The 12,817-nt window shown below is 55.7% G+C and carries 9 protein-coding genes, 1 tRNA gene and 1 pseudogene; 3 read left to right on the top strand and 8 right to left on the bottom strand.

Going from position 1 to position 12,817, the window contains the following annotated elements; all coding sequences use genetic code 11:
- The 8 genes from recJ to spoIVB all read right to left on the bottom strand — a co-directional run bounded on the left by recJ (position 1) and on the right by spoIVB (position 10,687).
- The gene (gene recJ, locus ACH2EM_RS03530; protein WP_395150699.1) at positions 1-2,034 is read right to left on the bottom strand and encodes a single-stranded-DNA-specific exonuclease RecJ; all 2,034 of its coding nucleotides are present in this window, start codon (positions 2,032-2,034) and stop codon (positions 1-3) included.
- A gap of 7 nt (positions 2,035-2,041) precedes the next feature.
- Positions 2,042-3,328 carry a hypothetical protein gene (locus ACH2EM_RS03525; RefSeq protein WP_395150697.1) on the bottom strand — a complete coding sequence of 429 codons (1,287 nt, stop codon included), beginning with the start codon at positions 3,326-3,328 and terminating at the stop codon, positions 2,042-2,044.
- A 35-nt stretch (positions 3,329-3,363) separates the two neighbouring features.
- The gene (locus ACH2EM_RS03520) at positions 3,364-4,965 is read right to left on the bottom strand and encodes an NAD(P)/FAD-dependent oxidoreductase (protein WP_395150696.1); all 1,602 of its coding nucleotides are present in this window, start codon (positions 4,963-4,965) and stop codon (positions 3,364-3,366) included.
- An 11-nt stretch (positions 4,966-4,976) separates the two neighbouring features.
- Positions 4,977-6,251: a YbbR-like domain-containing protein gene (locus ACH2EM_RS03515; RefSeq protein WP_395150695.1), complete on the bottom strand. Its 1,275-nt coding sequence runs from the start codon at positions 6,249-6,251 to the stop codon at positions 4,977-4,979.
- Positions 6,232-7,128: a diadenylate cyclase CdaA gene (cdaA, locus tag ACH2EM_RS03510; RefSeq protein WP_395150694.1), complete on the bottom strand. Its 897-nt coding sequence runs from the start codon at positions 7,126-7,128 to the stop codon at positions 6,232-6,234. The genes ACH2EM_RS03515 and cdaA overlap by 20 nt, the downstream gene beginning before the upstream one ends.
- 123 nt (positions 7,129-7,251) lie before the next feature.
- Positions 7,252-8,367, bottom strand: coding sequence for a 2-C-methyl-D-erythritol 2,4-cyclodiphosphate synthase (gene ispF, locus ACH2EM_RS03505; protein ID WP_395150693.1), 1,116 nt, complete (start codon positions 8,365-8,367; stop codon positions 7,252-7,254).
- A gap of 193 nt (positions 8,368-8,560) precedes the next feature.
- Positions 8,561-9,313, bottom strand: a complete 753-nt coding sequence (gene spo0A / locus ACH2EM_RS03500) for a sporulation transcription factor Spo0A (protein ID WP_395150692.1) — start codon at positions 9,311-9,313, stop codon at positions 8,561-8,563.
- 147 nt (positions 9,314-9,460) lie between these two features.
- A complete protein-coding gene (gene spoIVB, locus ACH2EM_RS03495) occupies positions 9,461-10,687 on the bottom strand; it encodes a SpoIVB peptidase (RefSeq protein WP_395150691.1) in 1,227 nt (408 codons plus the stop codon).
- Between the two features lie 162 nt (positions 10,688-10,849).
- Here spoIVB and ACH2EM_RS03490 point away from each other — a divergent pair.
- The 3 genes and pseudogenes from ACH2EM_RS03490 to ACH2EM_RS03480 form a co-directional block, all read left to right on the top strand.
- Positions 10,850-10,934, top strand: a tRNA-Leu gene (locus ACH2EM_RS03490).
- Between the two features lie 230 nt (positions 10,935-11,164).
- Positions 11,165-11,874, top strand: a pseudogene (locus ACH2EM_RS03485) (DUF3825 domain-containing protein).
- A 418-nt stretch (positions 11,875-12,292) separates the two neighbouring features.
- A partial coding sequence (locus ACH2EM_RS03480) for a DUF4422 domain-containing protein (protein WP_395150690.1) occupies positions 12,293-12,817 on the top strand: 525 nt, incomplete at its 3' end.

Raw genomic sequence — 12,817 nt, 5'->3', positions numbered from 1 at the left:
TTATGCCTCCAATGCCTTAAAGATAGGTGCCGAGAACAAATCCTGCTTTTGCGCCACGGGGATGGGTGCATATTTGTTGGCCTGGCTATCCTCGCAAATCTCCACCAGACCAAGCTGGGTGAGAGCTTCCAGCCCTACCAGGGTGCGGGCGGTATTTTCGGGACCCAGCTTGGCAAACACCGGCTGCAAATCCTGCGCCCAGACCGTCCCCTCCTGAATCATGCGGTACAATGCCACAATATGGCTGCGCTGAGGCATCAGCAGCTGCCGGTCCGCCGCTGTCATGGGTGCGCCGTGGCGGAATGCATCAAACAGTGCTGCCTGTTTTGCCACCGTGGGGGGCAGGCCGCTGGGCCGCAGCTCCTTGATCCGGCCGGACATCTGGGGTCCGTTTTTGCCCTCGTAGACCGAAAGGCTGAGGGCAGCGTCCACCCGGTCGCCAATCTGATAGGGCAGCTGGGCAGGGTTCATGCCAAAATACACCGCATACAGGGTGGACATCCCCTGATGAAGCCGCAGCCGGCAATGGCGCCCGTCGCTTACCGGGTAAATCCCCTCAATCATGGCATCCTCCAGCATAAACAGCGGGGCGGGGTTGCCGTTGCCGCAGGGCGCCAGGTAGTCCAGCCCCTGCACATCCTCCACGGTAAGGCGATCCAGCTTGACCGCCACATCCAGCTGGAGGGGCGGGCTTTCCAGCACCGGGTATTCCTGGGCTGCAAACTGGTTGAGGGCCTGGCGCAGGGCCGGAATGTTTTGTTCCTGGATGGAAAGGCCCGCTGCCATTGCGTGGCCGCCGTACCGCAGCAGCAAATCGCCGCAGGCGCAGATGGCTTTGTGCAGGTGAAAACCGGGCACACTGCGGCCAGAGCCCTTGCCCTCTCCATCTGCCAGAGAAATTACGATAACAGGCTTGCCGTACTGTTCCACCAGGCGGCTGGCCACAATGCCAATCACCCCCTGATGGTAGCCCTCGCCCCACACCACAATCACCCGGTCGTTGCGCCGCTGGGGGTCTGCGGCCAGCTGAGCCTGGGCTTCTGCCATAATGCGCTGCTCTGCCTCCTGCCGGGCGGTGTTGTTTTCTACCAGGTGCTCGGTGAGCTGTTCCGCCCGCAGGTCGTCCTCGCACAGCAGCAGCTGCAGGGCCGTTACAGCGGAATCCATACGCCCGGCTGCATTCAGGCGGGGCGCAATGGCAAAGCTGATACTCTCGCTGGTAACGGGCTTTTCGCCCAGGCCGCAGGCTTCCAGCAGGGCCAGCAAGCCAGGCCGGTCAGAATTTTGCAGCACCTGCAGCCCATGCTTTACGATGGTGCGGTTTTCGCCGGTGAGCTGCATTACATCCGCCACCGTACCAATGGCAGCCAGATCGCCGCAGAAGTCCAGCAAATCTTCGGGGGCGCAGCCATCCAGCGCTGCGCACAGCTTGAAGGCTACCCCTGCGCCGGACAAAATTTTACAGGGACTTTGGTCATCCGGCCGGGCTGGGTCCACCACTGCAAAGGCATCCGGCAGCGGGCCGGACGGCAGATGATGGTCGGTAATAATCAAATCAATACCCAGCTCCTTGGCACGGGCAGCCTCCGCCATGGCGGCAATGCCGTTGTCCACCGTGATAATTACCTTGTAGCCTTTTTGGGCCAGCTGCTCCACAATGCCGATGGAAAGACCATAGCCATCCTCATCCCGGCTGGGCAGCTTGCAGCGCACATTGGCACCCATGCCCCGCAAATGGGAGTAGAGCAGGGCGGTGGCGGTAACGCCATCCACATCGTAATCGCCAAAAATGACCATGGGTTCCTGGCCGTCGATGGCTTGCAGAATCCGCTGGGCCGCCTTATCCATATCCTTCAGCAAAAAAGGGTCGGACAGGGGCTCGTCCTCGGCCAAAAAGGCCATGGCCTGCTGGGCAGAGGTAATGCCCCGGCTCACCAGGATACGGGCCAGCAGCATGGGCGCCCCGATGGCTGCCGCCAGCCGGGCTGCCGCTTTGTCATCGGGTTGATTTACTTGCCAGGCGCGATAGGTCATTGCGTTGTTACTCCTTTGAAAAAATAGTCTCCTCTGCCGCCAATCCGTCCTTGGCCAGCATACTTTGCATCACACTGATTTCGGCGGAGATGTCCAGCGCCGTGTTGCTGAGCAGCTCATCCTGCAAATTCACAAACGCCGTGTTCATGGTGTGCAGCATCCCGGTAATTTCCAGTCGTATCTGCTGGGCCACCTGGCTCTGCTGTTCCCTTACCTCATCGTAAGCGCCCAGCAGCTTTCGGATGGCGGGCATATAATAGCTGCCCAGCCGCCGGGCCTTGGGCGTACTTTCGGGATGATGTTCCAGCCAGGCCAACATGGTGCTTACATGGCCGTGCATGGTGAGCAGCTCCTGCTGCAGGGCAGGCTCCTGGTGGGTCAGCTGAATGTGGGTGCCTACCGTCTGCAAAAAATCCCGAATCTGGCCTTGCAGCACAGCTGCTTCCTGGTTTTGGGGCGCAGCTTCCTGCCCCTGGGCACAGGCCTGAGCCTGATTTTCCTGGTTTGCACTCTGCTGGGCCTGGCGCTGCTGCAAAGCCCGGTAGTCCTTCAGATGGGCAAACAGCCGCTGTTCCTCCCGGTCAAAGTACGCTCCGGGCATACGACCCTTGCGAATCAGCCGCACAATTTCCCGTGTTACAAACCGGGGAGTCCGCTGCACCAGCTCGGCCAGTTCCTCAACTCCAGCACCCTGGGGCCGGTCGGCGCAATCCAGGTAGCGGCGGCGGCGCAGGCGCAGCTTGGGCTGGCGAAACATCCACCAGCCGCCCAAACCACTGCCCACACAAAAGGCCAGTGAAAGAATCACCAGGCCAGGCTCGACCCAGCTTGCTTTGACAAAGGCAGGAATCAAAAAAAGAATAGCCAGCAGCCATAATGTAGTGCCTGTGGTAAGATAAGTGAAATCCACCAGGCGGTTTTTCAGGCCGTTCCAGATGCTCTGTGTTTTGGGGGAATTTGCCTGAACCGGCATACCTTTGGGCCTTTGATAGGCCGGCGCCTTGGGGGCAGCTTTGGAGGTATGGGCCCAGTCTGCGCCCAAAACCGAGGACACCGCCTGCTGTACCTCCTGGGAGATGTTTTTGCCCAGTTCCTCCAGCTGGCGGGAGCCTTGGCCTTCTTTCTGTTGGTCCAGCAAAAAGGAAACACCCATCTCCTCGGCCATGTTGCGGCCCAGTTCGCCAATGCTGCTGCAAAGCTGCTGCCAATCTTCTTTTGTAAAAGTTTTTTGGGTTTGCTTGCCGCCAGAGTTATGGTTGCCAGAACCATATTCAAAGGGCTTTTTATCTTCCATGGGGTTCATTTCCCTCCTGCTGTTTTGCGGATTATTTACGAATCACTGCGGGGTGGATGAGCCGCCATCAAAGCCTGGGCGCAGCGCAGTCCATCCACTGCGGCACTCACAATGCCGCCGGCATAGCCTGCCCCCTCGCCGCAGGGGTAAAGGCCGAGCATTCCCTCACATTGCAGGTCCTGCCCACGCACCAGCCGCACCGGGCTGGAGGTGCGGGTCTCCAAGCCGGTAAGAACAGTATCCGGCGCAGCGTAGCCCCGCAGTTTACGGTCAAAGGCAGTTAGTCCGGTGCGCAGGGTATCGGCCAGCTGCTGAGGCAGAAGGCTGCCCAGATTGGCCGCCTGTACGCCCCGGTCGTAGGTGGGCTGTACCCGTTTCAGGTTCAGGCTGCTGCCCGCCTGCAAAAAGCTGTCCACCGTTTGGGCCGGGGCCTGGTAACCGCCGCCCCCTGCACGGAAGGCCGCCTGCTCCAGCTCCCGCTGGAACTGGATGGCCTTGAGGGGGTCGCCCCCAAAGTCGCTGCCATCCACGCTTACCACCACCGCCGCATTGGCATTTTTGCCGTCACGGGCGTGGTAGCTCATGCCGTTGGTGAGTGCACCGCCCTCCTCGCTGGCGGAAGCCACCACCTGGCCGCCGGGGCACATACAAAAGGTATACACACACCGCTGGCCCACATGATGGCTCAGCTGATACTCACCCCGGGGCAATGCCGGGTGGCCCGCCGCTGCATGGTAAAGGCTTTTTTCGATTTCCGTTTGCAGATGCTCCGCCCGAAAGCCCACCGAAAAGGGCTTGCACTCCAAAGGCAAGCCCTGCTGTGCCAGGGTCAGGAAGGTATCCCGTGCAGAGTGGCCCACCGCCAGAATCAATGCATCACAGGCAAATTCTCCTTGGGTGGTGCGCACAGCTGCCAGCTTACCGCCTTTTTCCACCAGGCCGGTGAGCTTGGTGTTAAAATGCACGGTACCGCCCAGCCGCTGAATCTCCTTGCGAATGGACAAAATCACCCCACGCAGCAGGTCGGTGCCCACATGGGGCTTTTGCTTGTAGGCAATTTCTGCCGGGGCACCATGCTTCAGCAGGGTCTGGGTCACAAAACTGCACAGTTCATCGTTGATGCGGGTGGTGAGTTTGCCGTCCGAAAAAGTACCGGCGCCACCCTCACCAAATTGGATGTTTGCCTCCGGATTCAGCTGGCCGGTGGCGGAAAAATGCTCCACCGCCTTTACCCGGTCCTCCAGAGCAGGGCCCCGTTCCAGCACAATGGGCTGGTAGCCCTGCCGTGCCAGAGCCAGTGCTGCAAACAGGCCCGCCGGCCCAAGGCCGCACACCACAGGCCGATGCGCCAAGGGCTGGCCGCTGCCCACAATGGGACGAAATACCGCCGGGCGGGCCAAAGCAACGCAGGGCGCAGAGCCAGCCAAAGCCAGCTCTGCACCCTCGTTTTCCAATGTAATGGCTATGGTATACACCAGCACAGGGGTTTTGTGCCGTGCATCCACCGACAGTTTTGCCACGCCGGTGGAGACTGCCTGCCGGGGCGAGATGCGCAGCAGTTTGCACGCCTTGTGCACCGCCTGCTGCTGCGGCTGGGCAGAATTCAAATCCACCCGGATTCCTCGTACTAATAACATAATGGTTTGGTTCAGCTCCCGGATTTTACTGTAATGGAGCACTCTGCCAGATAGCTGCCCTGAGCAAATACCGTGTTGGCAGAGGGCACCGAGATGCTCACCGACAGATTTTCGGTGCCGGTGACCACCTGGCTTTGACTCATGTCCACTGTTGCCACAACGCTGGAGGGCGACAGGGATTCAATCACATCCTTGGGGCCAATCAGGGTTACATTTTCGATGCGCTCGTCCTGTATCTCCACCTGATAGTTTGCCGGTACATTGATGGTGCGAATGTTGGTTACATTCAGGGTTCGGGTGGCCAGATTGCTGCTGTCAAAGCTGAGGGTAATGGTTTTGATGTTGCTCTTGCTCTCTACCCCCTTGGGCAGGTTCACATTCAGGCTGTAAGAATGCCCCATGGTAAAGCTGGACAGGTCAAAATCGCTTACTGCCAGTTCGGTGAGGTTTGCCAGAGTTTCCGGCATACCGCTTACCACCAGGCTATCCTGGGAGAGGGTGTATTGCAGGCTGTTTACATCAAAGCCGTCGGGGGTGTTGATGAAGTTTATCTTGAGCGGCAGTTCCTTGGTTTGGTAAATGGTAAGTGTTACCTCCGCCATGGTGTTGTCCAGGGTGGTGTATTGCAGCTCCAGGGGATTGCCCGCCTCATCCAAAGGCAGCAGCTCCACTGTTTTGATTTTAGTTTCGGACATATTCTCCAAATCAGCACTGGGTTCAATGCGAGCCACAATGGACTGGATCTGATCCACCTCACTGACTGGGCCCTGCACAGTAACAGTGGTTGGGCTGGCTACGGTGCCCTGCAGCACATAGCCATCGGCCACGGTAAGGTTCTGGGTTTGCACCTCTACCTTAAAGGTCTTTTCCTCCACCTTATCAAACACCACGCTGACCCGCTCCGGGTTTACCACCGAAGCGGTAATGTTCAGGTTGCTGTTCAGCACCCGCACCCGCAAAGCCAGTTCTACCTCTCCGGCGCTGGTTACCATGGAATAATCCGGATACACCTGAAAATCCTCTGCCTTGGCCTTGGTTACCTGATATCCATCGCCGCTGAGCCGCAGAGTAACCTTTTGCTGGGGATTGTTCACAATATCCAGCTGCTGGTTGATGTAAACCGAAGAATTGTAATTAAAATCCACCGGTACGCCGCTCAGCAGCTGGGTGGAATTGGGATTGATGAACAGGGTAACTACCATCCACAGCACCAATGCAATCAACAGTGACAGGGGAATGGTAATCCGCCGGTCATCCCAGATGGTTTTAGCTTGTTTGTTTTCCATTCTTTTTTCTCCAGAACGATTGTTTTTGCGGCTTCTCCTGCTCGGCAGGCACCAATTCCTCCTGCAGCAGGTCGAATAGGTTCTGACGGTCCAACCGGCGAATCAGCACGCCGTTCTTTGCCAGGGAGATAATGCCGGTTTCCTCGCTCACCACAACCACCACGGCATCAGAGTTTTCGCTCATGCCAAGGGCGGCCCGGTGACGGGTGCCCATGTCTTTGCCAATTTCCAGGTTGTCGGAAAGGGGCAGTACGCAACCGGCAGCTTTTAAAATGCCGTCCCGCACCACCACCGCACCGTCATGCAGCGGAGTGCCCTCGTAAAAGATGGTCCCCAGCATTTCCCGGTTTACATCTGCGTTCAGCGGGGTGCCGGTGCGAATAATTTCCGAAAGGTTGGTGCTGCGCTCCAGCACAATCAGCGCACCTGTGCGGGTATCCGAAAGCTGCTCTGCCGCATCGCAGATGGCCAGGCAGGCATTCTGCCAGGCTTCCCGCAGGCCGGGGTCCATCTTGCGGCTGCGCAGCATACGGGCCATCCATTTGTCGGTACGGCCCATCTGCTCCAGAGCACGGCGCAGTTCTGGCTGAAACAGCACCACCAGCGCCAGCACACCAATTTGCAGCACATTGCTCATAATCCAGGCCACGGTGCGCAGGTCAAACAAAAATGCAATGGCGTAAATCAGCAGCAGCACAATGGCCCCCTTTGCCAGCTGACCGGCACGGGTTTTGCGCACTACTGCAAACAGCTGATACACCGCAAACGCCACAATTAAAATATCCAAAATATTAAGAGGCTGCTGCCAGATGGTGGTAAGATTGCTTACCACCTTATCCACAATACTCAGCAGTCCTCCATCCAGGCCATTTGCCACAAAAAGCCCTCCTGTTCTCATTGTTGGCCATCCTGCCGGGGCAGGAGGGGCACATGGTAAAAAATTCTCATCTTTTAGTATACCATAGGAATAAAGGTTTGAAAACCTATTTCACCCGGCCGCTTACCGCTGAATCAGCGCCACGGCGTGCACTGCAATGCCCTGCCCTGCGCCGGTAAAGCCCAGATGCTCCTCTGTGGTGGCCTTTACGCTGACCGCATCCACCTCAACCCCCAGTGCCTGGGCAAGATTGCTGCGCATGGTGGGAATGTGGGGTGCCAGCTTGGGGGCTTGGCACAGGATGGTCGCATCCACATTGCCAATGCTCCAGCCCTCTTTGCCCAGCAGCTGGGCCACATGGTGCGCCAGCACCAGGCTGTCTGCCCCTTTGTAGGCAGGGTCGGTATCCGGGAAGTGTTTGCCAATGTCGCCCAAAGCAGCAGCGCCCAGCAAGGCATCCATCACCGCATGGGCCAGCACATCTGCATCGGAGTGGCCCTTCAGCCCCTTTTCATAGGCAATTTCCACGCCGCCCAAAATCAGTTTGCGGCCTTCCACCAGCTGGTGTACATCGTAACCATGGCCAATGCGCATTGCTCGTTCCTCCTTCAAGTCGTCCGGGGTGGTAATTTTGTAGTTCTCGTATTCCCCCTGGGTCAGATACACCGGCAAACCGGCTTGTTCGTACAGCTGGCAGTCATCGGTAAGCAGCTCATTGCCCTGCCCGTCTGCCAGTTCCAGGTACCGGGCCTGTTCAAAGCACTGAGGGGTCTGCACCGCAAACAGGGTGCTGCGTGGGGGGGTGCCCTGTACCAGCTGCTCCTGCGCCTGCTTGATGGTGTCCTTCACCGGCACAGCGGGGGCAGCTGCACCCCACCGGCAAGCGGCCTCAATCACATCGTGGATGAGCCGCTGGCTTACAAAGGGGCGTGCGCCATCGTGAATGGCCACATACCGGCCCTGGGCAGCCCGCACACCGTTTGTCACACTAACGGCCCGCTCAGCGCCTCCCTCCACCAGCTGCACCGGCTTTTGGCACAGCTGGGCAGCCTGCTGGGCCAGCTGCAAGTTTTTGCCGTACACCACCACCAGATCCGTAATGTCCGGATGCTGGTCAAAGGCAAGCAGGCTGGTTTCCAGTACAGTGCGGCCGCCCGGAAGCTTCCATGCCAGTTTGTCAAAGCCCATGCGGCTGGAACTGCCCGCCGCCACAATTACTGCGGTAATGGTATCACCCATATGTATATCCTCCCTGTAAGGGTTTGCACAGCTTTGTGCACCCCACATCCTTCGATTGCAACAGTTGCCCCTATTATACTGTATTTTTTTTCAAAAATCCACCGCCGCCACATCCCCTAGCACCAAAAAAAAGACCCCAGTCCCATCTTGCATAAGCAAGACAGACTGAGGTTTACAGCATACCCCGCAGATATCACACCAGCTGCTGTTTTTTATCTAAGCGCATCCGGTCGCTGATCATGGCCACAAACTCGCTGTTGGTGGGCTTGCCCCGCAAATTATGAATGGTATAGCCAAAATAGCTGTTGAGGGTATCCACATCGCCCCGGTCCCAAGCCACCTCGATGGCATGGCGGATGGCACGCTCCACCCGGCTGGCGGTGGTGCCGTTCTGCTGGGCAATTTCCGGGTACAGGCGCTTGGTTACTGCGTTGATATAATCCTGGTCACCAATGGTAAGCAGAATGGCATCCCGCAAAAATTGGTAACCCTTAATATGGGCGGGCACTCCAATCTGATGCAGGATGTTGGTAACCCGCACCTCGTCGTTGCTGGTGCCAATCTGCCGCTGGGAGTACTGCCGGCCCAGTGCCTTTGCGGTACGGTTGGCCAGGGTTTGGGCCTCAAAGGGCTTTACATAATAAAAGGCAAAGCCATTTTCCAGCAGTTCCCGCTCCATCTGCTCGCTTTGCATGGTGCCCATGGCAAAAAACAGTGCCTGACCTCCCTGTGCTTCGTACCGGTTTTTTACCGCCACTGCATCCAGGCCAGGCATAAATGCTTCCAGCAGTACCGCCTGGGGTTGGTAGCGTTGCAGTGCCTCCAGCACTGCATGGCCATCCCGCTGGCATACAATGGTTTCAATTCCTTTTTCCTTCATGGCCGTGGTGCACTCCAGGGTCATCCGGTCTCCCAGCTCCGTCATCAAAAACTTCATCGACTCCATACATTCTTCCTCCTGTATGATTTAAAATTATTAAAAATTTTAGGGTTGTTCCTCGATTGTTTTTGATTATACCAGATATTACCAATTCATGCAACCATTTTATTCCAGTTTTTCCCACCAATTTAAAACAACTGGTAAATTGCTTGGTTAAGATTGTGATTTTGACCCTTGCTCTGCCTGGTCTGCCGCATTCAGCATATTCTCTGCAAAGATGCCATAACCCCGGGTTGGGTCGTTTACCAGAACATGGGTCACTGCACCTACCCACTGGCCGTCCTGAATGACAGGGCTCCCGCTCATGCCCTGCACAATCCCCCCTGTTTTGTCCAGCAATTCCGGGTCCGTTACCCTAATGACCATGTTACGATTTGGGTCATCCTCGGTAAGGGATACCCGTTCGATGACCGCATCGTAAAGCTTGGGCTGGGTACCCTCCACCGTGGCCAAAATCTGCGCACTGCCCTGGTGCACCTGTTGGGCCGCAGCAGCCAAATAGTCCTTGCCGGGAGCAGCACCATAATAATGACCATACACGCCGCTGGAACCATTGGAAAGAATATCCCCCAGTGCAAGGCCAGTCAAAAAGCGCCCCTGCAATTCTCCGGGGCTTCCGGCGGCGCCCTTTACCGCCCCGGTGATGGTAACCGAGGCAATCTCGCCGCTGCGCAGGGCAATGCTCTCGCCGGTGTCGGCATCGCTGATGGCATGACCCAGCCCTCCATAAATACCGGTGCTGTTTTCCACAAAGGTAAGGGTGCCAATCCCCGCCGAGGAATCCCGCACCCACATTCCTGCCAGCCAGCGGCCGGTCTCAGCGTCCTGCACCGGCTCCAGCTGGGTTTCCATGGTTTGACCATCCCGGCTGTACTGCACCGTTACCGAACGGCCCTGGCTGTTTTGAATCACCTGGGCCACCTCCTCGTTGCTGCTGGTGGTCACTCCATCCATGGCCAAAATTCGGTCTCCCATCCTCAGGCCCGCCCGCTTGGCTGGGTTGGCACTGCCGGCCAGCTGCTGTACATCGGTAAAGCCCACCACCATAGCTCCCTGAGAAAACATTTTAATGCCAAAAGGGGTGCCGCAAACGGTAACTGCTCTTTGCTCTACCACCACCGCCCGCACCTGCTTAATGGGCAGCCACCCAAAAGCAGAAAGGGTTACATTGTAACTGGAGCCGGTTTGAGCCAAAGCCACCGACTGCACGCCCTGTGCAGCCTGGGGCTTTAGCCAGGGCAGTTGGGCCAATACCAGGCCCTGTCCCTGAGGTACCAGAAAGGTGTCCGGCAATTTGGAATAGAGGTATCCCCAGCTGCCAGCCCCCAGAAGACCGGCAGCCAAAACAGCCGCCAAGCCTCGTTTTGCCCATGTTTTCATACCTATCCTTCTCCTTTTAATAAAGTTCCTGGTTAGTATGTGCAATTTATAAAAAAAACAGTGCTCCAAAAAATCCCATTTCTTGTTCCCGGATATTTTTAAATAGAGTGACCTTCATCCATTGACAAACGCCCGTCAAGCTGATAAACTAGAACCAGTTTTGCGGGTATGGCGGAACTGGCAGACGCACCAGACTTAGGATCTGGCGGAGCAATCCATGCAGGTTCGATTCCTGTTACCCGCACCAAATCGGAGCAGGTATCAGGATACCTGCTCCGATTTTTCATTAAACACCTACTTTTGCTGTAAAACAGCAGCTTTGCTGCCCCTAATCCAGCTAGGCCACAGTATGCTGTTTAATCCCCATGTAAAGGGCCGACAAGCCAGCCCAAATTGCCCCGAGGAGGATTGCTTGTGCCAGACGATATCAGTTTGTTTACCTATGCGTTTTGCGGTACAGAGACAGGCTTTAACAATATGCTGCGATATCTTGCCGAATTGGCAGAGGAAGAAAAGTGGAGCTTTGATGACGCAAAACCACATAGCGTTTTGAGAAATTACATTCTGGGTACTTTTTCACAGTGCTACAAGCAGGATAAGCTGCTTATCTCTGCGGACGGCAATCACTCTTGCTTTAATACCGGCCTGCTAACCCCCAACGGCAACGACATTATTGCCATTTTTGAAAAAACACCAAAGCAGGCGCTCAGCCTTGGGTATTAAAAAAATTTAAAGATAAATGCAGCCGGGATTTTTTAAATGTTTTTACAGATATTCCTTTGCTGGCAACATACACCACCAATTTTGAGGAGCTGTACTTTAACCCGGATTATAACATTATTATAAATACCGATCACATTCTTGACGATAACTGGGAACGGATTGAATCGGTGGTAAAGATGAATAAAACACTCATGAAAACGCTGCTTGTTGGAGTGATTGAGGAAGCTAAATTACGCATTAAGCGAAATCTCAGGCTGGTGGTTCCTCAGTTTTATAAAAACGAAATCATGTACCTTGTTCCCATAAAAATCTCCAATGCGGATGGAAACTTTGAAACAATGGCTTTGGCTGTTGAAAAAACCGCTACCAATCAGTACCGCGCAAACACGATTTTTACCAAAGAGATGGCTTACGAAAAAGCACGGCTTGTGATGAAGCCGGAATCAAACTGGCTTGCAGATTAAAAAAAGACCGGAGGGGCAGCTGCCCTTCCGGTCTTTTTTAGTTTGTCCATGGAATGTTCGTAATCAAAGTTTTGTTTGTAATGATAGTATAGTTTCATTTCCAGATAAAATCAATATGTTTTAGTAATTTTGCACGGTAAAGTGTGTCCCCGTCTCAATTTCACATAATTCGGCATTGCAACGCATTAAAACCGCCCACAGTTAAGCCACTTTCTTTGCAAAAAAGATTATCAGTCACCTGCCGCCGCTGCCTCCACAAAGCAGGCGGCCCTCCCTAGAGAATAATGCATTGCAAGATTTGACGAAATCGGGTATCATAAAAACAATTGTGCCCTTTTGTGGTGCAAGCTTGGACTATCCTGGCGCCGCAGCTTACCGCTTGCGGCACCAATTGTGAGAGAAGGAGCAAACATTGGATATGAAAGTTCTGGTGGCCATGCACAAAAGCACCCGGCTGCCCAAAGACCCTGTCTACCTGCCTGTTCAGGTGGGAGCCGCCCTCCATCCGCCCCTGGTGATGCCTGGCATCCGCCGGGATAATGAGGGCGAGTCCATCTCGGCCAAAAATCCCAATTATTGCGAGCTGACCGCCCTCTACTGGGGCTGGAAAAATGTGCCCTGCCAGTACCTGGGCCTTGTGCACTACCGGCGCTATTTTGCCTCGATTCACAGAGAGAAGAATCCCTGGCAGCGGATTGCCAGCCAGCCGGAACTGGAACGGATGCTGGAACAAACCGGCGTTGTGCTGCCCAAAAAGCGCCACTACTGGATTGAAACCAATTACAGCCAGTACATTCATGCACATCACGCCCAGGATTTGCACCAGACCCGTGCCATTCTGGAGCGCAAATGGCCGGACTATCTGCCTGCCTATGACCGGGTGATGAAACGCACCAGCGGCCACCGCTTTAATATGTTTATTATGCGCCGGGACCTGCTGGAT

Source organism: uncultured Allofournierella sp. (assembly GCA_944382705.1).
Classification (GTDB): Bacteria; Bacillota; Clostridia; order Oscillospirales; family Ruminococcaceae; genus Allofournierella.
Note: the sequence above shows the minus strand (reverse complement) of the source record. Positions and strands in the feature narration are given on the sequence as shown.

Coding starts and splice junctions, on each gene's coding strand:
- recJ (WP_395150699.1), bottom strand. CDS start 2,034: ATGACCTATCGCGCCTGGCAAGTAAATCAACCCGATGACAAAGCGGCA.
- ACH2EM_RS03525 (WP_395150697.1), bottom strand. CDS start 3,328: ATGGAAGATAAAAAGCCCTTTGAATATGGTTCTGGCAACCATAACTCT.
- ACH2EM_RS03520 (WP_395150696.1), bottom strand. CDS start 4,965: ATGTTATTAGTACGAGGAATCCGGGTGGATTTGAATTCTGCCCAGCCG.
- ACH2EM_RS03515 (WP_395150695.1), bottom strand. CDS start 6,251: ATGGAAAACAAACAAGCTAAAACCATCTGGGATGACCGGCGGATTACC.
- ispF (WP_395150693.1), bottom strand. CDS start 8,367: ATGGGTGATACCATTACCGCAGTAATTGTGGCGGCGGGCAGTTCCAGC.
- spo0A (WP_395150692.1), bottom strand. CDS start 9,313: ATGGAGTCGATGAAGTTTTTGATGACGGAGCTGGGAGACCGGATGACC.
- spoIVB (WP_395150691.1), bottom strand. CDS start 10,687: ATGAAAACATGGGCAAAACGAGGCTTGGCGGCTGTTTTGGCTGCCGGT.